This window comes from Solwaraspora sp. WMMB762, assembly GCF_049179115.1.
Classification (GTDB): Bacteria; Actinomycetota; Actinomycetes; order Mycobacteriales; family Micromonosporaceae; genus Micromonospora_E.
Genome location: NZ_JBMHMD010000001.1, coordinates 1,255,556 through 1,279,524 on the forward strand (window position 1 = coordinate 1,255,556; position 23,969 = coordinate 1,279,524).

13 protein-coding genes, 3 pseudogenes and 3 CRISPR repeat arrays are annotated in these 23,969 nt (G+C 70.1%); of the genes and pseudogenes, 4 read left to right on the plus strand and 12 right to left on the minus strand.

From position 1 onward, the window contains the following. Positions 1-5: 5 nt before the first annotated feature. From fxsT to ACN27J_RS05835, 3 genes are read right to left on the minus strand one after another with little or no spacing between them, the layout of a single operon-like run. Positions 6-4,268 (minus strand): FxSxx-COOH system tetratricopeptide repeat protein, encoded by a 4,263-nt coding sequence (gene fxsT / locus ACN27J_RS05825; protein ID WP_421364286.1) that lies wholly within the window; start codon positions 4,266-4,268, stop codon positions 6-8. Then, the gene (locus ACN27J_RS05830; RefSeq protein ID WP_421364288.1) at positions 4,268-5,320 is read right to left on the minus strand and encodes an AAA family ATPase; all 1,053 of its coding nucleotides are present in this window, start codon (positions 5,318-5,320) and stop codon (positions 4,268-4,270) included. The genes fxsT and ACN27J_RS05830 overlap by 1 nt, the downstream gene beginning before the upstream one ends. Continuing rightward, entirely contained in the window at positions 5,313-6,779 is a 1,467-nt protein-coding gene (locus ACN27J_RS05835; protein WP_421364290.1) for an effector-associated domain 2-containing protein, read from the minus strand. Before ACN27J_RS05835 ends, ACN27J_RS05830 begins: the two co-directional genes overlap by 8 nt. A gap of 106 nt (positions 6,780-6,885) precedes the next feature. On the opposite strand from ACN27J_RS05835, the gene ACN27J_RS05840 reads away from it, so the two are divergent. From ACN27J_RS05840 to ACN27J_RS05850, 3 genes and pseudogenes are all read left to right on the plus strand, one after another. Beyond that, positions 6,886-8,109, plus strand: a complete 1,224-nt coding sequence (locus ACN27J_RS05840) for an effector-associated domain 2-containing protein (RefSeq protein ID WP_421364292.1) — start codon at positions 6,886-6,888, stop codon at positions 8,107-8,109. A 124-nt stretch (positions 8,110-8,233) separates the two neighbouring features. Then, positions 8,234-9,189, plus strand: a pseudogene (locus ACN27J_RS05845) (RNA polymerase subunit sigma-70). 102 nt (positions 9,190-9,291) lie between these two features. Further along, positions 9,292-10,019, plus strand: a pseudogene (locus ACN27J_RS05850) (YybH family protein); the annotation flags it as partial. Here ACN27J_RS05850 and ACN27J_RS05855 read toward each other — a convergent pair. The 8 genes and pseudogenes from ACN27J_RS05855 to casA all read right to left on the minus strand — a co-directional run. Then, positions 10,002-10,082, minus strand: a pseudogene (locus tag ACN27J_RS05855) (PadR family transcriptional regulator); the annotation flags it as partial. The pseudogenes ACN27J_RS05850 and ACN27J_RS05855 overlap by 18 nt on opposite strands. 305 nt (positions 10,083-10,387) lie before the next feature. After that, a CRISPR array of direct repeats spans positions 10,388-12,247; the repeat unit is 29 nt; unit sequence GGGACCATCCCCGCGTGCGCGGGGAGCAG. Between the two features lie 40 nt (positions 12,248-12,287). Then, positions 12,288-12,680: a type I-E CRISPR-associated endoribonuclease Cas2e gene (cas2e, locus tag ACN27J_RS05860; protein WP_421364294.1), complete on the minus strand. Its 393-nt coding sequence runs from the start codon at positions 12,678-12,680 to the stop codon at positions 12,288-12,290. Next, positions 12,680-13,642, minus strand: a complete 963-nt coding sequence (gene cas1e, locus ACN27J_RS05865; RefSeq protein WP_421364296.1) for a type I-E CRISPR-associated endonuclease Cas1e — start codon at positions 13,640-13,642, stop codon at positions 12,680-12,682. The genes cas2e and cas1e overlap by 1 nt, the downstream gene beginning before the upstream one ends. After that, on the minus strand, positions 13,639-14,319 hold the full coding sequence (gene cas6e / locus ACN27J_RS05870; protein WP_421364298.1) for a type I-E CRISPR-associated protein Cas6/Cse3/CasE: 681 nt from the start codon (positions 14,317-14,319) through the stop codon (positions 13,639-13,641). Before cas6e ends, cas1e begins: the two co-directional genes overlap by 4 nt. 1 nt (position 14,320) lies before the next feature. Beyond that, complete coding sequence (gene cas5e, locus ACN27J_RS05875) at positions 14,321-15,022, minus strand: type I-E CRISPR-associated protein Cas5/CasD (RefSeq protein WP_421364300.1); 702 nt, start codon at positions 15,020-15,022, stop codon at positions 14,321-14,323. Beyond that, entirely contained in the window at positions 15,019-16,164 is a 1,146-nt protein-coding gene (gene cas7e / locus ACN27J_RS05880) for a type I-E CRISPR-associated protein Cas7/Cse4/CasC (RefSeq protein ID WP_421364302.1), read from the minus strand. Before cas7e ends, cas5e begins: the two co-directional genes overlap by 4 nt. Further along, on the minus strand, positions 16,161-16,820 hold the full coding sequence (gene casB, locus ACN27J_RS05885; protein WP_421364304.1) for a type I-E CRISPR-associated protein Cse2/CasB: 660 nt from the start codon (positions 16,818-16,820) through the stop codon (positions 16,161-16,163). Before casB ends, cas7e begins: the two co-directional genes overlap by 4 nt. Continuing rightward, positions 16,817-18,466: a type I-E CRISPR-associated protein Cse1/CasA gene (casA, locus tag ACN27J_RS05890; protein ID WP_421364306.1), complete on the minus strand. Its 1,650-nt coding sequence runs from the start codon at positions 18,464-18,466 to the stop codon at positions 16,817-16,819. The genes casB and casA overlap by 4 nt, the downstream gene beginning before the upstream one ends. A 305-nt stretch (positions 18,467-18,771) precedes the next feature. Between casA and cas3 the strand changes: the two genes are divergently transcribed. Then, positions 18,772-21,645 carry a CRISPR-associated helicase Cas3' gene (cas3, locus tag ACN27J_RS05895; RefSeq protein WP_421364308.1) on the plus strand — a complete coding sequence of 958 codons (2,874 nt, stop codon included), beginning with the start codon at positions 18,772-18,774 and terminating at the stop codon, positions 21,643-21,645. 164 nt (positions 21,646-21,809) lie between these two features. Continuing rightward, a CRISPR array of direct repeats spans positions 21,810-22,449; the repeat unit is 29 nt; unit sequence GGGACCATCCCCGCGTGCGCGGGGAGCAG. An 82-nt stretch (positions 22,450-22,531) separates the two neighbouring features. After that, positions 22,532-23,597: a CRISPR direct-repeat array (repeat unit 29 nt; unit sequence GGGACCATCCCCGCGTGCGCGGGGAGCAG). Between the two features lie 133 nt (positions 23,598-23,730). Here cas3 and ACN27J_RS05900 read toward each other — a convergent pair. Continuing rightward, positions 23,731-23,919: a DUF397 domain-containing protein gene (locus ACN27J_RS05900; protein WP_421364310.1), complete on the minus strand. Its 189-nt coding sequence runs from the start codon at positions 23,917-23,919 to the stop codon at positions 23,731-23,733. Positions 23,920-23,969: the final 50 nt, after the last annotated feature.

The following is a 23,969-nucleotide window of genomic DNA, read 5'->3' on the forward strand; positions in this document are numbered from 1 at the left end:
GCCGGCTACAGCGGTAACGGGTCGATGTCACAGTTGGCCCGGACCCCATCGGCCGCGCTGACCGTCGCGGGATGCCTCGCACCGAGGACCGCCCGGAATCGAACGAGTGTGTCCGCCAGCAGCCGTTCACCGTCCTCGGCGCGTCCGGTCCGCTGTAGGTCCCAGGCGAAATTCACCGCACAGGCCAGGGTCGTGGGATGGTTGACGCCGAGCAGGTCCCGGCATTGCCGCAGGACGATCGCGCCCAAGTCGCGCGCTTGGGCCACCTCACCGACGGCCTGGTAGTCGCTCGCGAGATTGATGCGGGCGTGCAGAACGTTTTGGTGGTTCGGGCCCAGCCGGTCGGTCAGCCGGGCGATCGACCGCTCGTCCAGCTGCCGTACGGTCTCGCTCTCCCCTTGCAGGCGCATCGTGATCGCCAGGTTGACGTCGGCGCTGGCCGTGTGCGGATGGTCTGGGCCGTACAGCTGGCGCAGTTGCTCGGCCGCGAGTTCGCCCGCCTCACGGGCGGCCGTGAGGTTGCCCAGCACCCGCTGATCTATCGATACGGTCAGTCTCGCCAGCGTGGTGTCCGGATAGCCCTCGCCGTACCGCTCCTGGTAGCGCAGCAGCACCCCTTCTGACATCGTCAGCGCGTTCGCCAGGTCACCGGCCTTCCGGCGGGTGACCGCCAGCTGCTGCGTCTGGCTGAGCAGCAGCGCATGGCGTTCGTCCGGCAGCAGGCTACGAACCAGGGTGACCAGGCTCTCCTGGTCGGTACGGGCCGCCACGTGATCCCCGAGCTCACGCCGGTCCAGATTGATGCCGCCCCGGGTGTTCAGGGTCTCCAGATGGTCCGCACCAAGCACTTGAACAAGCTGGGGATAGGTCCGCTCGTCCAGCTGAAGCGCCCGGCTGAACAGCCCGGACAGCCGAAGGCTGACGGCGAGGTTGTGCGCGGCCCGGAGGGTGAACGGCTCGCCCTCGCCAAAGCTGGCACGGGACCGCTCATAGACAGTCAGCGACCGGTCGAGTGCGCCAGAGAAGTCACCGGCCACCCGTAGATCGGCAGCGACCGAGCCGATGGCGTCCAGGGTCTCCTCACGGTCGTCACCCAGCGCCTCTCGATAGAGCTGCAAGGTGTCGGCGTTCAGATCAGCCGCCGCACGGTAGTCACCGACGGTGAAATGCATGTAGCCCAACCAGTTCGCCATCCGCAGTGTGTCGAGATGCGCTGAACCCTCGACTCGGACCAGCACGTCGTACGCCTGTCGGGCCAGGTCCCGGGCACCCCGGAAGTCACCCCAGCGGGACAGGTACTTCGCCTCGTTGAGCACCAGGTCACGGACGTAGCCGTTCTGGCACTGCGACGCTTGTGACGCCAGCACGTGCGGGTACAGCTCCGCGTACCGTGGCCAGTGATCCGTCTCGTCGGGAAGGTTAGGGTCATTGGCGGCGAGCAGCAGATGCGCGCTGTGACGCAGCTCATCACGCTCGTCCGGATCCATCTGGGCCACCAGCACCCGCTGCACCAGGCGGTGCATGTGCAGCGAGTTAGTGCGGTAGTCCACTCTCGCCAGCGAGTAGCGGCCGATGGTCCTCACCGCCTGGTTGAACCGGGTCGCGTTGCGCAGCACCGGGTCGAGGTCCGGATGGATGCCCAGGCCGCGCGCGTTGGACAGCAGGATGCGGCTGATCGGCTCGGGCGCGAAGAAGGCGCACACCTGGAGCAGGCGCAACGCCGCAGGCTCCCGTTCCCGGAGCGCGATCAGCGACATACTCCAGGCGGCGGCGACCGCCTCCGGATAGTCCAGCGGCGAGGAGACCGCTGTGCCATCGGCGGCCGCCGTGGTCAGAGCCGGCCGTCCAGCGTCCAGGCGCCGCAGGTACTCGTCGGTCGTCATGCCGGTCTCGGCGACCCAAGCCGCAGCCAGCTCCACGGCGAGCGGAAGGTCGCCCAACGCCTCGGCCAGCCGGTCAGCGTCTCTCTCGGACAGCGAGCGCCCACGTCGCCGCCGCAACAGTAGGATGCTCTCCGCTCGGCTGAACACGTCAACCGGGATCGGGTTGGCCACCTCGCCCCACTCCGGATTCCGTGACGTCACCATGATCTTGCCCGACTCCCCCGCAGGGAAGAACGGTTGAACGTCGTCGGGATGTACGGCGTTGTCGAACACCAGGAGCCAGGACGGCGACGGTTCGCCCCGGGTAAGCGCGTCGATGACAGCTGGGACCGCCGAACCCGCCAGCGGCGCGACCGGCAGGTTGAGGCGTTGCGCCAGTTCGACGAGTGCGCTGCGGATCTGTGCAGGCCGCTCGGCGGGAATCCACCAAACGATGTCGTAGTCGTTCTGGTAGCGATGCACGTACTCGTTCGCCAGCTGAGACTTCCCCACGCCGCCGAAACCGTGGATCGCCTCCGGCAGCACTGCGGTCGTCCCCGAACCCAGCCGCGAATGAAGGATGGCGAGCAGCTCGGCTCGGCCGGTGAAATTCGCGTTCCGCGGGGGAATGTTGCTGATGGTGGCGACACGGCGGCTCTCCCGCTCGGCGGACGACTCCACGCCACGGCCGAGATCGGTGTCGCCGGCGCGGTGCTGGTCGGGCCCGAGCAACTCGTCGAGGCGGGAGGCGGGAACGTCGGACCGATCCACCGGCGCCATGGTTACCAGCGTAGGGCGTGGCCCGGAGACCGCCGGGCGATCAGCGAGAAGATTCCGCAGCCGGGCGGCCGCGACCAGGTGGGGTCCGCTCAACGCCTCGTTGACGGCCAGCTCGACCCGCAGAAACGGACGGTTACCCTCGGTTGGGCCAGGCGGTTCGGCGGTGGCCGGCGCGGCGATCCGGCGACTCAGGCCCTGGACGGCTTCCACCTCGTCGCGGAGTTCCGCCTCGACGATCCTGACAACGTCGATCGTCCGGTCGCGGTGCCCGTACTCCAGCAGCCGCTGCCGGACCCCACGGGTGAAATCGAAGGTCACCCTGGCCGGATCGGTGACCTCCTCGTCCGGCACGACGGCGCGGATCAGCCCGCTGGTGAGCACCTCCGCCAGCTCTGCCGGGCCGGCCCGTGGCAGCCTCCGCGCAACGGCGAGCATGGTACGGACGTTGAGCGGCGCGGCGGCAAGCGCGATCGCGAGCCGGACCGCAGTGGGTGAAGTCATCGCCCGGAACCGGGCTACCGCGTACTCCGCGGAGTGCTGGCCCACGTTGTCGTCCTGTACTGCGGTCATCCGCGGGTGGCTGGCCGAGACGAGAATCGCCGGCATCGCCACCACACCAGGCCCGGTCCCCGCGACCAGGTTCGCCCAGCGGCGAACCCACCGGCCGTCGATCTCCAGCACCGGCACCGCGACCGGGTCGGCCAGCCGGGCCGTGTCCGGGTCCGCGGCATCGATCGCGGACCTGCTCCACGACACTCGCGCGGTCGTGGCCATCTTGGTCGTGCGCAGCCAGGTCCGCCGCGGGTCGAGCGCGGTCTGCGACCACCGCTGCTGCGGTAACGGGTTCAGCAGTGCGACGACCATGCGCGACGACCAGAGCGCGACGGCCGACTGCGCCGCGCCGGTCCACCAGATCTCCGAGTATCCGTCGGTGAGGATCAACACGACGGTACGACCGGTGGGGTCGACGATGTTGGCTGGTGCCATCGTCGCCCGGCCGGAGACAGAGCCGATCCCGATCCCGTCACGCCCGTCGGACGCCATGGTCCGCACGCGGATGTCCCGGAACACACCCTGCCGTTCGAGCAACGCGGAGATGGTGGCGACATAGCCGGACCAGATCCACATCGACGGCCCGGTGTCCACCAACAGCACGACACTCCACCGGCGCTCGACTGCGGGACGCATCACCGGCAGCCAGCGGCGGTCGATCACGCCACGTTCCGCTGTCGCCTCCTCGTCGATGACCAGGTCCGTGCTGGACGGCACGTCCTGTCTCAGGCTCGCGAAGAAGTCGGCCCGCCCCTGCGTGACTGGGACGGCCAGTTGCTGCCGGGTACGCGCCGAAGGCTCGGGCCGTGCCGCCTCAGCGAACCCGGCGTCGATGCCGGCACCGACGCCGGGGTCCGGCACCGACGGCTCCGGGTCTGCCGGGTCGGGCCCGCCGGGCGATGCCTCCGGATCGGAAACACCGCCTCCTGCAGCAGCTGCCTGCTCCGCCTCGTCCGGCACCGCAACCAGTGCCCGCGTGGCCGCCTCGAACCCGTCACGGCTGGCCAGCCACAGCGCATCGGCGATGTCTGACCAATGCAGTGAAGTCGGGCGCGGCCACTGCGAAGGTTCCATTACACACCCGTCGCATACAGGTTGCGCCACACCGTGTCGAGCAGCCGGGTCCACTCCGCCTCGTCGCCGGCCGGGCGTGCCCCGGACGCCGCCAGGAAGACGGCGTTGAGGAGTTGGTCCGCCGCGAGCGTACCTTGTTCGCCACGCCGCTCGATGAAAGCCGTGATCAGCTGCCGCGCGTTCTCATCAGTTCTGGGAAAGTGCGCCGACACCAGATCGGCGAGCCGCTTCTCATCCGGGTCCGGCAGGTCGAGCCGGATACAGCGACGCAGGAACGGGGGCGGAAAGTCCCGCTCACCGTTCGACGTGATCACCACGACGGGGAACGCATGGCAGTGGACAATCCCTTCCCGGATGACGGCGCGGTGGCCAGGGTCGGCCGTGTGCACCTCAACCGCCGGCATCCGGTTCCTGGCCCGGATCAGCTCGGGAATCGAGAACATGCCGTCCTCGAAGACGTTCAGCAGGTCGTTCGGCAGATCGATGTCGCTCTTGTCGAGCTCGTCGATGAGCAGGACGCGGGGACGCCGGTATGGCAGCAACGCGGTGCCGAGCGGGCCGAGATGGATGAAGTCGCCGAGAACCGACTCGGGGCCATCCGGCGACTGCTCACCGGCGGGCCGCTCGGCGGCGGCCTGTGCCCGGCCGATCGCGTCGTAGTCGTACAGTCCGGACTGCAGGTTGGACCGGGACGTGATCGGCCAGTGCAGCACCCGGCCCAGCCGGAGATCCCGGGCAAGCTGATAGGCCAGGCTCGACTTGCCGACACCAGGACGCCCGGTGACCAGGAGCGGCCGGTACAGCCGCAGCGCCGTGTTGATCACGTCCAACTGGTCGCGGTCCGGGCGGGCCACGCCAGGGCTGCCCAGCCGGCGCGCGGTCTCGTCGGGGTCGTCCGGCGGATCCGGTAGGTCGGGACCACCGTTGAAGGCGCGCCACTGCGGCGGATCAGGCCAGGTGCCCCCGTCTGCTCCCAGCCGAGGGTGTCCCGATCCGTCGTACAGCCACCACCCCGCAGCCGGAGGCGGATCCTGCTGGTCCTGGTCAGTCATTACGAGCCTCTCTCGGTGCGCTCTCTGGTGGCCAGATACGTCCGGGCTGCCGATCCGGATCGTCCCACAAGATGGAGAATCCGTGCCCGACGTGCTGTTCCCGATGCGCGGTGTCCTCGGTCCACGCCCGACGCCTCAGCTGGGCCATCCGCACCGGCAACTGCGCCAGCTCGGACTCCGCAGACGTCCCTACGCCCAACAGCGCCGCCACCAGCGAACGGAGGCTCGAGTCCACCACCTGACTCCGGTGCCAGATGAGAATCGGCAGACCGGCGCGGAGCCCGGCGAGCGCCTGGCTCTCGCCGGGGCTCCTCGGTGTCGGCGGCTGGTTGAGGACCATCGCCACGATGCCGGCCTCGTCCTTCAGGATCGCCTCGAGCCGAATGTCGTTCTGATCGGGCTCGGCGTAGTAGACCGGGTGTGGGTGCCCGGAGCCGTCGGTAAGCTGTCGCCAGCGGGATCGCCACAGGCGGTGCCACTGCCGGGCGTAGAGACGGTCGAGACTCCGGATCACCACCGGGTAGTCCATCGCCAGTGGCGTCGGCGACGGCGACGAAAGCTCCTTACGCCAGGCGTCCACCGGCGTGTTGAGCAACTCCCAGGGCAGGACGAACTCGATCGTCACCGGGCCGTCCTTGTCCGCCCAGTCGCTCTCTGTCCGGAGGACGATGCGGTCGACCGCAGCCTCCAGACCGTCCCGCTCGACCCGCTGGTCCTCACCCCGGATCGGCTGCCAGACCGGCGACGCCCATTGCCGCCAGTAGGAGACGATGTACGAGTCGTCGTCTCCGCCGTACTTCTCGAACTGAATCACCAGGTAGGCCATGCTGGGCCCCGGTGACGGCTCGGATCGGCGCGTCCGCAGGGCCGTCAACTGCGCGCCCATGCCCCAGTTGTCGGCCAGCGCTGCGGCCAGCGCCTGCAGTCGCGACTCCGCCTCGGGCGGCAGCAACGGCGCCACAGCGTCGAGAAACCGCAGCCAGGGCGGCATGCCGTCGACGGCGTTGAGCCCGGACAGATGGGCGAGGACGTGCCACGCCGATGCGCAGTACGGTGGTGCCTCCGGTGATCTGGCCGCCACGAGCAGATGGCGCAGCACCTCACGCCCGCGCAGACGGTGCAACTCCTCCCGCAGCCACCAGACCTCGTGTCCATCAAAGACCTCGGTCGCATGCCACTCATCCACCAGCCGGTACACCTCGGCGACCCGCCGGGTGTTCGGCTCCAGCGACTCCAGACACTCGGCCAGTGACCGGAGGGCTCCCGGCTGCTCAGCGCACGACTTCACCAGCTCGACCAACTGCAGATGGAGCACCTCGTGCTCGCGCCTGGGCGGCGGACCGCCCAGTACGGTGTCGAGTTCCTGCAGAAAGAGCTGACGTCCTGCGGTACTGCGGATGGTGGGCGACTCCCCGAGGAGAGCAACGAGCCGGCCGCGGAGGCGCCACCGGTCATGCATGGCCGTCTTCGAACCATGATCGAAAGCAGGCGTCTCCGGCATGCGGCTGAGCACCGTCCAAAGCGTTGTAGCCGACTACCGGCTTGGTCCACTGATGGCATGCTAATTGATCGGCGTACCCGCAACGCAAGCATCGAAGGCCACTCGCATACAGCTGACACGCCCGGCCGATAGGCAAACCGTCTGGCTGCATGCGATGGTGTCGTTCATGGCCGGTCCTTCTCGTACACACGCCATCGTCGTCGGGATCGACGAGTACGAAATCGGGACAGCGGCACGGCTGACCGGACCCGTCGACGACGCGATCCGGTTCACCCAGTGGTTCCTCAAGAGCGGCGTGCCCGCCGCCAGGCTGCATCTCGCCGTCACGCCGTGCCCCCCGAAGGCCGACGAGCTCCGAAGCGCCGGCGTCGACGTCCGTAGCGCCGGCAAAGCCGACATCCACCGCCTGCTCACCCGTGACCTGCCGAAGTGGGACGGCGACCTGCTGTGGGTAGTCTGGGGCGGCCACGGCGCCGTCGACGAACTACGGCGGCGGCGCCTCTACTACGCTGACTCCACCCACGCCGACCCAGCAACCCTCGACCTCGAATCGGCGATGGCCATGGCTGCGAGCAGCTACATCCCCGCGTTCGATCGGCAGATCTGGGTCATTGACGCCTGTCAAACTCACGGCGTCGCGGCCAGACCACGCTGGGTGGCCGGGACCGAGACGTTCCCGCTCGGCACTCCGGAACAAACCCGCGACCAGGACGCGCTGTTCGCAGCCAGCCTGGGACAACCAGCGCTGAACCTGACGGCCGCGCGCACCGGCCTGTTCAGCGCCGAGGTCCTGCGCGAACTCGAAGCCGTCGACCAAGGGCCGTGGCCGCCCGACATCGACGCGCTCACCGCCCGGCTCCGGGAGCACTTCACCCGGTTGCGCGACAGCGGCGTCCACGGACAGACACCTACCTACCTGTGGTACCGCAGTCGGCACGGCGACGAGGGACAGCTGCTGCAGTCCGGCCCGGCACCAGCCACGCCCACCCACTCGGCCCGGGTCGACCTGCGGCTGCTGGGCACCGCTGCCGACGCCCTGGTGATGATCGACGAGTTCGTCCGCATGGACACACGCGAGGAAATACTGTCTACGCTGCGCCGCAGCATCTACGCGTCGATCAATCGGCAGGCCAACGCCCGGCTGGAGGCCATTAGCGCGCTTCGGACCTGCAGCCGTTACTCCGGCGGCTTGTCAGAACTGGTGGAAGCTGTCCGCTTCTTCAGCAGCGACACCACCCGCGCCGACAACTTCGCAGCCGCCGCACACCGACTCACCGCCGCCAGCTGATCACCGACCGCACGCCCTCGCCGATCCAGCGGAGAAGACCCGGCCGAACCGCGCCACCGTCGAACTGCCCGGTTGATTGGGCGACAGCGGCATGCCGCTCCAGCGGACGCGTACCGTCTCGCAGATGAGCGAGGTAGGAGACCGGGTGAGCAGCCCGGATCAGACGAATGGGACGGACGCACCGCAGCTGCTGACTGCGGCGCGCGCCGGCGACGGCACCGCCTTCGGCCACCTCGTCGGCCCGCTCCGCGACGAACTGCACGCCTACTGCTACCGGATGCTCGGCTCAGTGCACGACGCCGACGACGCGGTCCAGGAAACCTTCGGGCCCTGACCATCATCGAGCGTCGCGGACGACGGGAACTCCCCACCGACCTGAGCCCACAGGGGGCACCCCTGGCCGAGACGGTGTGGCTGGGTCCGTACCCGGACCAGCCGGCCGGACCGACGGCGTCGCGCAGCCCGGAAGCGCAGATCATCGCCCAGGAAAGCGTCGAGCTGGCGTTCGTCGCGGCCCTGCAACACCTGTCGGCCACGCAGCGCGCGGTCCTGCTGCTCCGCGACGTACTCGCCTACCCGGCCAGCGACGTCGCCGACCTGCTGGACACGACCGTCCCCGCCGTCAACAGCGCCCTGCAACGCGCCCGCAGAGCCGTCGCCGAGCTGCACCCGGCCGCCAGCCAGCAGCGGACCCTGGCCGCGCTCGGCGACGCCGCACGGCGCGAGCTCGCCCGACGGTACGCGGCCGCGTGGCAGGCGAACGACGTCGACACCATCGTGGCGATGCTGACCGAGGACGCGCGCTACTCGATGCCGCCGATGACCACCTGGTACGACGGACGCGACGCGATCCGCCCCTTCCTGGTCGACGTGGTGCTGCGGCACCGCTGGCGGTTCCTGCCGACCCGGGCCAACGGGCAACTCGCCTTCGGCACGTACCTGTGGAACGACGACCGGGACGCGTACGTCCCCGCCGGCCTGGACGTGCTCACGCTGCGCGGACAGCAGGTCGCCGAGGTGGTCGCGTTCCTCGACGCCGACTTGCCGACCTTCGGCCTACCGGCCCAGCTGACCCGCTGACCGGCCGGCCGATCGGACCGGTGTGGCGCGGCGCGATGAGTTTGCGGCCCGGCCGGGGTGGTAGTCCCGACGGACACACCAACCGGAAGGACACCACCGACCATGGCCACCACCGAAGAACAAATCCGTACGCTGATCGGACGCTGGACGGCGGCGGTCCAGCGCCGCGACCTGGCCGCCGTCCTGGCCGACCACGCCGACGACATCGTGATGTTCGACGTCCCACCACCGCAGCAGGGGGTACGCGGCATCGACGCCTACCGGGAGAGCTGGCCGCCGTTCTTCCAGTGGCTGGCCAGCGGAGGTGGGGTGTTCGAGATCGAATCGCTGGAGGTCACCGCAGGCGACGACGTCGCTTACGCGTACGCGCTGCTGCGCTGCGGCACCGAGGCGAGCTTCGCCGAGCACCCGGACGTCCGGCTGCGACTGACCCTCGGCCTGCGCAGGCACAGCGGCCGGTGGATTGTCGCCCACGAGCACCATTCCTTCCCACTGGCCGACACCGCCCCGCAGAACCCGGCCCCGGACCCGACCTCGGATCAGGGCGCGACCCAAGCCGAACAAGACCTACGCTAGCTGCACCAGGACTGGTTCGACGCCACCACGGCGAAGGACCTCGAACGGCCGACCGCCCCGATCGCCGACGACGTCGTCTCCTACGAACACGAGCAACCTCTGCGGTCCTGAACCACGTCCGGTTGGAGCCGGCCGAAGCGACGCCCTCCGGCAGCTGGTCGCGCCGGACCCGCGTGTTCCAACGTCGGGATGGCGCGTGGCGGATGGTCCACCAGCACCTTTCGTACCCTACGACCCCCCCGTGGACGGGTGCCAAACTCGGTCCTGAGCTGGTTGCCGTACTTGGGGCCGTCGGCGAAGAGAGCCAACAGCCCCACCGCGCCGCAGTTCGCTACATACCGGACACGCGACCAAGTAGGTAGTTGCCCAGTAAGCATTCCCCCTCGATGCGGCGGTACACGTCTGGTGTCTCCACCCAGGTACGGTGGCAAGCCATGCACGCGCTGAAGCCCTGGCATCTGGCCGTACTGCTGCTCACCGGTCTACTGTGCGTCGGCGGTACCACAGCAGTCATCGCCGCCCTGCTCGTGGCCGCCAAACGGGGCAAACGCTAAACCCGAAAAAGCCTTTTCCGCGTACGCTGCGAGCGACCTTGGCCGGTCTCGTCGTAAGGGCAGAGCTGGGGTCAATCCCCGCATTCGCGGGGAGCAAGCCGGACATCCGGGTCCGGCGAGGATCGCAACAGGACCATCCCCTCGCGCGCAGGGAGCAGCCGCCGGTGCTCGACCGGCTCGACTCCTACCTGGGACCATCCCCGCGTGCGCGGGGAGCAGCGAACACGGCCCGATCGTCACCCCGACCGAAAGGGACCATCCCCGCGTGCGCGGGGAGCAGAGCTGGGCGTCGCGCCAGTCGTAGGCGGTCGGGGGACCATCCCCGCGTGCGCGGGGAGCAGTTGGCGTACATGGCGGCGTTGAGCAGCCACTGCGGACCACCCCCGCGTGCGCGGGGAGCAGACAGCCGCCTTCATTCGCTCGTCTAGCGACCCGGGACCATCCCCGCGTGCGCGGGGAGCAGTCGGTGGCCACGGTCATGGCGGCGTTCGGTAGGGGACCATCCCCGCGTGCGCGGGGAGCAGCGGCACAGCGCATCCTGATTGCCGAATTCGCGGGGACCATCCCCGCGTGCGCGGGGAGCAGGTCGGCCGGTGCCGGGCCGGCCTCGAAACCCGGGGACCATCCCCGCGTGCGCGGGGAGCAGTCCGCTACCGCCCGGTACGCGGTCTATGTGGAGGGACCATCCCCGCGTGCGCGGGGAGCAGCGCCGGAGTCTCGGGACCGTTTCAGGTCCTGCCAGGACCATCCCCGCGTGCGCGGGGAGCAGACGCCGAAGCAGGCCGAAGCGCGGGCGTCCGCGGGACCATCCCCGCGTGCGCGGGGAGCAGTCCACCCGCGAGGGCGACACCGTCGCGGCGCCGGGACCATCCCCGCGTGCGCGGGGAGCAGTGAGCGACTGAAACGGCCCGCGAAAGCGGGCCGGGACCATCCCCGCGTGCGCGGGGAGCAGACGACAACGAGGTCGCCCGCCTCGATCGGCGCGGGACCATCCCCGCGTGCGCGGGGAGCAGTACGTCCCCGACGCCGACCCCCACGACGTGAAGGGACCATCCCCGCGTGCGCGGGGAGCAGATCCCCGCCACCGTCGCCGACCGCGTCGTCCTGGGACCATCCCCGCGTGCGCGGGGAGCAGGCTCTTCCCGACGTCCGTCCCTTTCGGGAAGCCGGACCATCCCCGCGTGCGCGGGGAGCAGTGAGTCGACATCTCACCTGGATAGACGCTGGTGGGACCATCCCCGCGTGCGCGGGGAGCAGAAGGACGAGGCCAACCGGTTGGCCGACCAGCTGGGACCATCCCCGCGTGCGCGGGGAGCAGATCAGCGATGACCTGCGCGATTTCACCGGCCAAGGACCATCCCCGCGTGCGCGGGGAGCAGGTTGCCGGAACGGTGACACCGGGCCCCAGCTGGGGACCATCCCCGCGTGCGCGGGGAGCAGCATGAAGGACTGCAGCAAGTGATCGGACCAGAGGGACCATCCCCGCGTGCGCGGGGAGCAGCGTATCAGCCCGTAGATATTCATGCGGTCCGAGGGACCATCCCCGCGTGCGCGGGGAGCAGCCGCGCCATCGCTATTTGACCCGGATCTTCTGGGGACCATCCCCGCGTGCGCGGGGAGCAGCACTGGCCCTGCTCCTCCGGGCTGAACGCCCGGGGACGATCCCCGCGTGCGCGGGGAGCAGTCGCCCCGGGGTCGCTCGGTGACCCGTCACGAGGGACCATCCCCGCGTGCGCGGGGAGCAGTCGCCCCGGGGTCGCTCGGTGACCCGTCACGAGGGACCATCCCCGCGTGCGCGGGGAGCAGTTGCCGTAGACCGGGTGGCGCAGCCTGCCCTTGGGACCATCCCCGCGTGCGCGGGGAGCAGGAACGTGCTGTAACGTGTTGAGCGCACATCAAGGGACCATCCCCGCGTGCGCGGGGAGCAGGCTTGTTGACCTGGGCGTTTAGAGGCGCGGGGCCGGGTTTTCATTCACTTTGGTTTGGCTCCTGTCGATCAGTGGACCGGGTGGAGGCGCGTCGGGCGAATCGGCGCCGCTTGGACGCTTTGCTCCACCCCGTTGGCGGTGCAGCGGCAACGGCGGCGGGATCGGCCGGACGGCGCATCAACATGATGCCGTCGAAGTCGACCGGGTGCCAGTGGTGGTCGTGCACCTTGAACGACAGCCGCTGCTCGCCGCGTACCTGGTAGACCATCAGGGCACGGCCGGGGCCGGCGAGCTCGACGACTCTGCCCCAGAGCCGGTCGCGTACCCGGGCTGTGACGTGACCGACGTACACGCCGGCCGAGATCTCCAGCAGCCACTGCGTCAGGTGCCCGCGTAGGCCCGCGGGGCAGGCGGTGAGGACGATGACGACCATCAGAAGTCGACCTCGTACTCGTCGGCGTAGTTGATGCCGCTGGGCATCTCGACACCGGACTCGTCCCAGAGGTTGACAACGTCCTCACTGAAGGCGTGCCCGTCCGGCTCGTCGCTGGCGGACGGCGGCAGAAGCAGTCTGCGGACATCGTCGGCGCACCGGTCGAGCAGGTTCAGCTCGAACAGCTTGTCGCGGACCGCGCGGCGGGTGTCCGCCGGTACGTCGACCGATCCGCCCGCCACGACGTCGAACGCGACCGGGATGCTCACTTCCGCCTTGTACAGGTCGGCGATGTCGTAGACGAAGGACCGTTCGTGGCCGGTGTGGATGAAGCCGAGGCCGGGTGCCGCGCCGAGGGCGACGATGACGGCGTGGACGACCCCGTACAGGCAGACGTGCGCGGCGGACAACGCCTGGTTGATCGGGTCGGATCCGGCGAAGTTCTCCGGGTCGTAGTCCCGGTGGGTCCAGGTCACCTTGGTACGCCGGGCATGCTCCCGGTAGATCCGTCTGACCCGGGCTCCTTCCCTGCCTCGCAACTGCTGCATGGTCAGCTTGTCGGTGTCCTCGTCCGGGAAACGCATGTCGTACATGGCGCGGGCGACGGCGAGCCGCCGGTCCCGGTGGGACACGGCGGCGGCCTGGGCGACGAGCAGCCGGCTGGACCGGGCCAGCGATCGGCCGTGGGCGTAGTAGCGCACGCCCTGCTCGCCGACCCAGACGACGGTGGCTCCGTTGTCGGCGAGCAGCATCATCGCCTGGTGGGTGACGGTGGTGCCGGGGCCGAGCAGCAGCACTCCGAGGCTCGCGGCCGCGATGTGCACTGTCCCTTTGGCGTCGGTCGCGGTGATGGCGTTGCTGTCCCGGTGGATGACGCAGCGTTCCTGGTAGATGAAGCTGATCCGGTCCTGGGCGCGGACCAGGTCGGGCAGCTCCGGGGGCCGTACGCCGGGGATCTTCATCGCGCGGCGTCGGCGGGGGCCAGGGTCATCAACCCGCAGCCGTACGCCTTGGCGTGCCCGATACCGGCGGTGAGCACGCGGCGCAGCGCCTGCGGGTCGCGGACGGCGAGGACGCCGTCGTACGTGACGGTACGGATGACGACCGGGCGGTCTCCCCCGCGTCGCCCGAAACTCTGGGTGGTCTGGTTGTGCAGGATCAGGTTCAGGTCGTCGTCGGTGCCGCGCAGGATCTCGAACCCGTTCGGTTCGGCGCGTTTGACCAGCCACTGGGTCTGCTGGTCGACGGTGACGTGGCCGTACCGTTTGGTGTCGGCGGTGGGGTCCTTGGGCCGGCCGTCGCGGACCGGGTTGGCGGTGAGGCGGAACGCCCACTGCTGTCCGGTGGCGAGTTGGTCGAGGAAGCCGCCGTACGGTCGGGTCTGCCACCGTTCGCCGGTGGTCGGCCACCCGGCCTGTTCGACGAGGTGGGTCAGGTCGGGTCGGCCAGGGCTGACGATGTAGAGCACCGGCTGGTTGCCGGTGGTGTCGAGCCGCCACAGGGTGCGCCGGCCGTCGCGGGTGTGGTCGGCGTCGTCGGCGAAGCCGGACATGACGGCGGCGTGCATGACCTGCGGCGAGCCGAGGAGTCGTCGGCTGTCCCGACGTGCCTTGTTGAGTCGGAACCGGGTGAGGTACACGTCAGCCTCCGAGGACTTGCATGGGGTCGTGGCTGGGGATGGTGGCCACCCGTGTGTCGGGGTGGGGCAGTTCGACGTGTTCGCGCACGACGAGCCGCCACCCGTGTTGCCGGTGGGTGGGGTCGAAGCTGACCGGCTGGTCGCGGAGCGTCTCGGTGAACGGGTCGGTGGCGTCGGCGTCGCGCAGCATCTCCAGGGTCACGGTCGCTGACCGTCTGGTGCGCCGGTGCCAGGCGGACGCTTCCCAGCGGTGTCGGTGCAGCACGTCGACCGGGGTGCCGGTGTGCACGCCGAGGCTGACGGGCAGCACCGGCGGGCAGGAGCGGCGGCCGAGGTAGAGCGGGAACTGTGGTCGGCGCAGCGCGTCGTGCAGGCCGGTGAGCAGGTCTTCGTCGCCGCCGACGGCGGCGACGAAGACGGCGTCGCTGAGGTAGTGCCGGTAGGACAGGGGTAGTGCGGAGCCGTCGAGGCGTCGCGCTGTCTGGAAGTCGCGCAGCACGGTGCCGGGCTGGTCGACGCGTACGGCGAAGCTCAGCCCGAGCAGTTCGGTCAGCGGCTCGGTGCGCCGGATGCCCTTGGCGGCGGCGAGCATGCCGATGACGCCGCTTTTCGTCGGCGCGGCTTCGGTGCCACGGTAGACGAACCGGCTGCTGGCGCCCCAGGCTTGCAGCGGTCCGGCGAGCCGCAGCATCAGGGTGTTCATTCTTCCTTCCCGAGTCGCGCGGCGGCCTCGTCGGCGACTGCGGTGACGAGGTCGGCGAAGGGCAGCGCGTCGCCGAGGGTGTCGAGCGCGGCGGTGTGTTCGCCGACCCGGCTGATCCAGGCGGCGAGGGGCTGCTCGCCGTAGGTGGTTTCGACGGAGGTGGCGTAGGAGGCGAGGCGCTCGGCGGCTTCCCGGACCCGGCCGGTCGGCGAGTCGTAGGTGACGACTTCTTCGTACGCGCCGACGAAGTTGATCGGCTGGGTGTCGCGCAGCCGGACGATGACGGCGTCGGGCAGGGTGCGGTTGGCGAAGGTGTTCTGTTTGCCGGTCGGCATGCTCTTGGCGAAGACGGTGACGAAGGCGTGGATGGCGCGTCGGGTGGCTTCCGGGTCGCCGAGGTTGTCGTTGAGCCGGTCGACGTCGAGGGTGGCGTAGCGGTACAGGGTCGACGAGTTGAATTCGACGGTGCCGATCATGCCGGCGCCTTGTTCCTTCGCGTCGTCCTTGCGGTCGTCGACGGCGGTGTAGTAGTCGAATTCGTTGTTGACGGCGTGCACGCTGATCGCGTGGGCGACCTGGACGGCGGCGTCGACGTTGATGTCGGACAGGTCGGCGAGCATCCGGCCAAATAGTGCGATGTCGACGGAGTGCCGCTGATTGGCGAGCTTCTTCAGCTCTTTGCCGTCGGGGTCCTTGCCGGCGCGGTGCGCGGCGATGGCGTGTGCGGCGATCGCGTCGAGCTGGTGGTGGCTGAGGAATACCAGGTACTCGGACTCTGCTGCGGTGACGCCGTCGTCGGCCTTGTTCTTGGCGGCTTTGGTCGCCTTGGCCGGTTTGGCGAGCCCGAGGGCGGTCAGTGCCTTGTTGGCGAGGTCGATCTTCACTCCGGCGAGGTCCGGTGCCTGCCCGACGATCAGCCCGCCGAGGGATTCGCCGAGCCGTTTGGTCCGCTCCCCCAGATCGGCGCGGTCGAGCAGCGCGTCGAACGAGGTCCGGGTGGCGCGTTTCCACGCCTGGCTGGAGACCCGGGCCCGGCGTTGGCCGCCGTAGACGGCGGTTTTCGGTGAGCCGGTGTCGTCCCGGTTGAGGTTGCTCGGCGGGACGGTCTGCAGGATGTGGATGTCGATCACGGTTCGGCTCATGGCTGGTCCTTCGAGGAGTCGCTGTCGGTGGTGTCGGCGTCGGTGTCAGTGCCGGTGGTGGTGTCCGTGGTGCGGTGGTATTCGCGGCCCCACAGTGAGCGGATCTTGTCCGGGCCGCCGGGTGCCTGGAATTCGCGCAGGTCGTCGGCGAGCAGCCCGTAGTCGAGGGCGATGCGTTTGTTGCGCAGCAGTCGGACCAGGCCCCGGCAGTGGTGCAGCGCCTCGGTGAAGGTGGCGGCGGTGCCCATCGCGACGAACCGCCGCCGCACGGCTTCCTTGCTGGGGCTCTGCGCGGCGAGCAGCGCGACGGCCTGGCCGAAGCCGTACCCGTCGCGGTGCATCCCACGGTCGTGTGCCGACTGCTGGTGTACCGCGTACAGGGTGAGCGCGGCGTGCCGGGCGTGTTCGACCGGCTCGGGGTCGTCGGCGAGCCGCCGGGGCAGGAACTCCGTCGGTACGGCGGTGACGCCGAGGATGTCCAGGCGTGATCCGGCGAGGGTGCCGGCGGCGGCCCGCAGCCGGGCGAGGGTGGCGATGGCGGCGGGCGCGTCGTTGATGAAGGCGCTCTGGAGCTTCGCGACGTCCTTGGCGACGTCGTCGCCGAACGGGCGTCGCCGACGGATCGCCGCCCTGGCCGGGGTGCTTGTCTGGCTCATGTCAGGGCCACTTCCTCCTGCGGACGGTCGGTGGTGTCTGGCTGTGCCGGCCGGAGCGGGCCGGCCAGTGGCAGCGCCTTCGACAGTTGGTTGCGGAACCAGGCGTCGGCCTGGGCGCTGGTGATCAGGGTCTTGTCGATTTCCCGGCCGGCCCAGGCGACCGGTCCGGCTTCGGCGACCATCCGGTCACCGAGTCCGCGCAGCGACTTCGCGGCGGCGCGGTGCCAGGCGGCGCGGGCCTCGGCGAGGTCGACTCCGTCGACGAGCCCGCGCAGCCAGTCGCGGAACTGCTGGTCGAGGGCGGCGTACGCTTCGGCGGTCGTCTCGTCGCGGGCACCTTCGACGCGTTTGTCGTCGCGGACGCCGGCGGCGCGCAGCAGGTTGCGGCCGAGGTTGACGAGGGCGCGTACGCCCTGGTCGGCGTCGTCGGCGGCGCGTTGCACCTCGATGGCGGCCTGCGGGTCGGTGATGGCCCGTACCGGCATGGTGACCGCGTCGTCGATGATCTCGTCCAGGACGGACTGTTGGGTGCCGTAGACGGCGCCGACGGCACAGAGCCGGATGACGGGTCGGCGCAGCAGCCGACGGTTGGCGGCGTACCCGATCCATTCGAGGACGCCGGGGTCGAGGTTGGCCGGTGGTTCGCCGCTGCCGCCGCGTCCGGCGGTGCCGGGCAGCATCGCTTCGAGGCCGCGCCACAGCGCCCGGCCGGGTGCGTGGGTCTTCGGCAGGTACACCGGGGTGGTCTTGAGTGCCTTCTCCTGGGTGGGGCTGCGCCGCCAGGCGGTGAGTGGTTCTCGTTGGTGCAGGTCGCGAGGGCTGAGCGGGTCTCCGTAGGCGAGCACCACGCCGGTGATGCCGTGCTCGTCACCGTGCAGCCGGATCCGCCGCGACTGCCAGGTGTAGAGGCGCAGCACTCCTGACGGTGTCAGGTCGTCCTGCTCGGCGGGGCCGGGTGGGTCGAGATCCCAGATCGGCGCGTCGTTGTCGTCGCGGCGCAGGTACGGCACGTCGTGTGGCACCAGGTTGAGCAGCAGCGTCTCGCGCAGGTTGTCGCCTTCGACGAAGACGCCGCCGAGGGAGCCGGCGTAGCCGGTGCCGAGCGGGTAGACCTTGCCGCCTTTGACCCGGCTGTCACCGACCGCGCCGGATTTGATCCCGGAGACGTCGTACGCCTGGGCGTGCACCAGCCAGCGGGCGGCTTCGGCCGGAGTGATCCGGCGCAGTGCGGGGCCGGACCGGGCGGTGAACAGCGGTGCGCCGCTGTTCACGTCTGCGATGATCCGTCCGAGACCGAACACTTCGCCTTTGCTGGTCCGCAGGTCGGCGACCTGGTAGAAGGGCGTGGTCGGGTGCAGCAGGTCGAACCGTTCCCGGCGCTCGTCGAGGTAGTCGAGGATGTCGTCGACCGGCAGGTCGGCGGCACCCCACAGCTGCTCCCAGTCGTCCTCGCTGGGGCCGCCGACGGTGTCGTGCAGGACGGCGAGCAGCAGGCGCAGGACGGCGAACTCCTGGGTCGGCACGTCACCGGTGATCCGGCGTAGCGCGCCGGCCCGGCGGAAGGCGTCGGCGAGCGACACCTCCTCCACCTGCCCGTCGAGCCGCTGCACGAGCAGCCAGGGCCGATCAACAAGATCAAATGACATTGGGCTTTTCCCATCGTGGCCAGACAGGACGCTCTGACATGGATCGGGACCCTACTGCGGGCCACCGACATTCCAAACTTGATCATCGGGATACGAGGTGACATCGCATTTCGCTAGCAATCCTTGCCCTGAGCAGGGAATTGTCTCCTCAGCTCTGGCCGGGGCAAGGAGCCGGGCGGCCTCGAACAAGACCACAGATGGCAAAAATGCAGTCGCCTTGCCGACAGATCCTCAACCGTTCGGCCACGTTGTCCGGTCGATCACGCTATGGCGACTGGCCAAGCTGGCACCTTGGATCAACAGCCGTGGCTACGCAACAGACGGTTGAGTTGAGCGACGCGGCGTCGTCGGCGTGGGGCAAGACGAGCGAGGACGGCCCCGGCTGGCTACCGCTGTGGCAGCATCTCGCCGACGCGGCGGCCGTCGCGGAACGGCTGTGGCGGCACTGGCTCAACGACGCCGTACGGCAGCGGATCAGCTCGGCGCTGCCCGGCGGTGACGCCGACGGGCGACTCCTGGTCGCCTGGCTGGCGGGGGTGCACGACATCGGCAAGGCGACACCGGCGTTCGCCGTGCAGCGCGACGATCTGATGAGCCGGATGCACGCTCGCGGGCTGACGGTCGACAACCGTGTCAAGGCAGACCGGCGTATCGCGCCGCACGCCCTGGCCGGCCAGATCCTGCTGGAGGACTGGCTGATCGACGGGCACGACTGGGTGCCGCGAGCGGCGGCCACGTTCGCCGTGGTCGTCGGTGGCCATCACGGCGTACCGCCGACGGACAAGGAGCTGCACGCGGCCCGCAGCCTCGGCTACCTGCTCGGCACCGGGCCGTGGCCGGCGGTGCAGCGAGAGCTGCTGGACTGGATGACCGACCGGTGCGGCGTACGGGACCGGCTGCCCGCCTGGTGTGACGTCCGGCTCCCCCAGCCGGTGCAGGCGCTGCTGACCGGCATCGTCGTGGTCGCCGACTGGATCGCCAGCAACCAGGAGCTGTTCCCGGTGACGTACACAGCCGACGCGCACCGGGTCGAGCGGGCCTGGGACGACCTGGACCTGCCGTCGCCGTGGCGGGCCGTCGACCTCGACCTCTCCCCCGACGCGATCATCGCCACCCGGTTCGGGCTGCCGGCCGGCGCGACCGCGTACCCGGTGCAGCGGGCGGTGATCGACCAGGCCCGGCGGATGGCCGAATCCGGTCTGATGATCGTCGAGGCGCCGATGGGCGACGGCAAGACGGAGGCCGCGCTCGCCGCCGTCGAGATCCTCGCCGCCCGGTTCGGGCTGTCCGGCTGTTTCGTCGCGCTGCCGACCCGGGCCACCAGCGACGCCATGCTGTCCCGAGGTTTGTCCTGGATGGAGCGGCTGCCGGACCGCGACGCCGACCGTGGTGCCTACGGGGTGGCGCTGGCGCACGGCAAGTCGAGCTTCAACAACGAGTACGACACGCTGCGCATGGACCGGCGTCCCAGCTCGATCGGCGTCGACGAGGACGGCGTGCAGCTCGCCGTGCACCGGTGGCTGGCGTCGCGCAAGAAGATCCTGCTGTCCGACTTCGTCGTCGGCACCGTCGACCAGCTGCTGTTCATGGCGTTGAAGGCCCGGTACGTGGTGCTGCGTCACCTCGGGCTCGCCGGCAAGGTCGTCGTTGTCGACGAGGCGCACGCCTACGACGTGCACATGAGCCAGTACCTGGACCGGGCGTTGGAGTGGCTGGCCGCGTACTGCGTACCGGTGATCGTGCTGTCGGCGACGCTGCCGGCGCGGCGTCGCCGGGAGATGATGAAGGCGTACGACGACGGCCGGTTCGGTCAGCCGACGCAGCGCCAGCAGCGGCGACGCACGCCGGCATCCGACGCGGCCCCAGGCACGGATGCCGACCCGTACGCCGGCCTGGCCGGGGACATCGGCTACCCGGTGATCACCTGCTCCGGCGCGACGGACCGGCAGCCGGCGGTGACGACGACGGCTTCGTCCGGCCGGGCGGTGCAGGTGCGGGTGAGCCGCCTCGACGACGACCCGCAGCGCCTCGCCGACCTGCTCGCGGACGAGATCGGTCGGGGCGGCTGCGCCCTGGTGGTCCGCAACACGGTCCGGCGGGTCCAGGAAACCGCCGCCGTGCTGCGGCGACGGTTCGGCACGGACATCCCGGTGTTCGTGGCGCACTCCCGTTTCCTGGCACCGGACCGGGCCGCGAACGACCGGCGGCTGCTGGACATGTTCGGTCCGCCGAGCCGGGTCGCGGACCGCCCGGAGCGGTATGTCGTGGTCGCCAGCCAGGTGGCGGAGGTGTCGCTGGACGTCGACTTCGATCTGCTGGTCACCGATCTGGCCCCGGTCGATCTGCTGTTGCAGCGGATGGGCCGGCTGCACCGGCATCACCGCAGCCGGCCGGCTCATCTGGCGACGGCGCGCTGCCTGATCACCGGCGCGGACTGGTCGACGGACCCACCCGAGCCGGTGCAGGGTTCACGCATCGTGTACGGCCGGGCCGGTTTGTGGCGGGCTGCCGGCGTCCTCTGGCCGCATCTGGACGGCGACGTCCCGGTCGAGCTGCCCGGGGACATCCCGACGTTGGTGCAGACCGCGTACGACGTGCCGCTGGTCGGCCCGACCGGCTGGCATCCGGCGATGCGCGAAGCCGACGAGGCGGCGACGAAAAAGCAGCAGGAGCATTGTGTACGGGCGGACGCGTACCGGCTGAAATCGGTTGCGGCGCAGCCGGCCGCCCTGCTCGGTTGGCTGGTGGCGCACATCGGCGACGCCGACGCGGGTGGCGACGACGCGCGCGGGCGTGGTCACGTCCGCGCCGACTCCGCCGAGAGCCTGGAGGTGATTCTCCTGGTACGCCGTGACGGCCGGCTGCACATCCCGGACTGGGTGCCGGACGACCCGGGTCGTGAGGTGCCGACGGAGATGGCACCGGACAACCGGCTGGCCCGGTCGGTGGCCCGGTGCACGCTCGCCCTGCCGCAGCTGATGACCAGCAGACTCGATGAGGTGATCGCCGAGCTGGAGGCCCGCGACTGCTTCCCGGCCTGGGACGCGTCGCACTGGCTGGCCGGCGAACTCGTGCTCGACATCGACGACACCGGCCACACCCAGATCGCCGGCTTCGACCTGCACTACGACAACACCGACGGACTCACCGTCACCAAACTGGACGCGTCACCGACCTGACAGGCGTCAGCCATGTGACCAGCCCACCAGCGTCCAGGAAACTCAAGATCTAATCCCCGCGTACGCGGGGAGCACGATCCCGCCCTCGCCCCCATACAGGTTCTTGGGACCATCCCCGTGCGCGGGGAGCAAACGTCGGTGATCTCGTCCTGGGCGACGGTTCCGGGACCATCCCCGCGTGCGCGGGGAGCAGACTGTCCACGTAGCGGCGTTCGAGAGGCCCGGAGGACCATCCCCGCGTACGCGGGGAGCAGGACGGCGACGATGACCGCGCACACCGCGAGCAGGGACCATCCCCGCGTGCGCGGGGAGCAGCGGTGCCGTCCCATCCGGGCCATCCCCGCCCCGGGACCATCCCCGCGTGCGCGGGGAGCAGACCAGCCCCGCGTACCCGCAGCTGATGGACGAGGGACCATCCCCGCGTGCGCGGGGAGCAGCCCTTGCCGCGCGGCGGGCGCGTCTGCCACCCGGGACCATCCCCGCGTGCGCGGGGAGCAGGTCCAGCCGGTGACGATCCAGTCGACCGCCCACGGACCATCCCCGCGTGCGCGGGGAGCAGCAGCTCGGCCAGGCCGCGACCAACGAGGTCACGGGACCATCCCCGCGTGCGCGGGGAGCAGTCCGTACCCCACGCGGTCGCGTAGGCCTGAACCGGACCATCCCCGCGTGCGCGGGGAGCAGTCGATGATCGGGCTGACGTGGTAGTTCGCCGCGGGACCATCCCCGCGTGCGCGGGGAGCAGGAACTCAACACCATGGCCATGAAGTCGCTGACGGGACCATCCCCGCGTGCGCGGTGAGCAGTGGCACGGTGGATTGGAGGCTGATTAGGACCCCGCGTGCGCGGGGAGCAGCTCGCTGGCGCGTCCACCGCCGCGAAGGACTGGGGAACCATCCCCGCGTGCGCGGGGAGCAGGTTCGATCCATGGAACAGACGCTAGTGGCGTTGGGACCATCCCCGCGTGCGCGGGGAGCAGCAGCTCGGCCGACTCCCACTCGTCCGGGTCCTGGGACCATCCCCGCGTGCGCGGGGAGCAGACACCATCGAGGGCTGGGAGGGCTACCGAGGCGGGACCATCCCCGCGTGCGCGGGGAGCAGAGCGACAGGTAATCCGTCAGTACCGGGGCGCAGGGACCATCCCCGCGTGCGCGGGGAGCAGCCGTACCGGTAGGCCATCGGTGGCTTCCACCCGGGACCATCCCCGCGTGCGCGGGGAGCAGGACGCAGGCGAGGACTACACCCTGGGCGTGCAGGGACCATCCCCGCGTGCGCGGGGAGCAGGAGCTGGGCGCGCTCGGTGTCGGCTGCAGCGCGGGACCATCCCCGCGTGCGCGGGGAGCAGAAGCCCTCTTTCAGCTCGCGCATCCGGTCCGCGGGACCATCCCCGCGTGCGCGGGGAGCAGCGCCCCGCGCGCAACGGCAGCCACTACCAGCCGGGACCATCCCCGCGTGCGCGGGGAGCAGGTCGGTACCGGCTATCCGTCGCGTATCGCCTGGGGACCATCCCCGCGTGCGCGGGGAGCAGTCGACGAACCCGCCCAGGTTGCGGCTGTAGCGGGGACCATCCCCGCGTGCGCGGGGAGCAGAACGTCCCCGACGCGCTGCCCCAGCTGGTGAAGGGACCATCCCCGCGTGCGCGGGGAGCAGAACCTGCCGCGCCTACTTGGCTGGCTTGGCGAGGGACCATCCCCGCGTGCGCGGGGAGCAGTTGAGGACGGCCGGGTTGCGTCCAATGACCTCGGGACCATCCCCGCGTGCGCGGGGAGCAGGAGGGACACGGTCAGTTCCCCGCCGCTGGCGCGGGACCATCCCCGCGTGCGCGGGGAGCAGCGTGGGCAGCTGGCCACCCACTGCCTGCGCCGGGGACCATCCCCGCGTGCGCGGGGAGCAGCGCGAAGACGAGTGCTTCAGCGGCAAACGCCCGGGACCATCCCCGCGTGCGCGGGGAGCAGACTTCCTGACCTGGGCGCTTACGAGGTTACCGGCCGGTTTTCGTTCACTTTCATTCGGAGCTACTCCAGGTCCAACGAGGTGTTGCGGGGCGGATGCAGGCAGGGTACCTGTCTGCATCCGCCAGACGGTGACCTATCGGGTGGGCAGGTGGGCGGTGAAGGTGGCCCACTGGGCGGGGGCGAAGGTCAGGACCGAGCCGGTCGCGTCCTTGCTGTCCCGTACGGCGATGACGTCGGGCAGGTTCGTCGCCACCTCGACACAGTTGCCCGAGTTGCCACTTCGGCTACTCTTCCGCCACTTCGCGTCGGTCAGGCTGTCCACTAGCGAATTCCTCCAGTATCTGACGGATGAGATCCCTTGACGCCGATTCG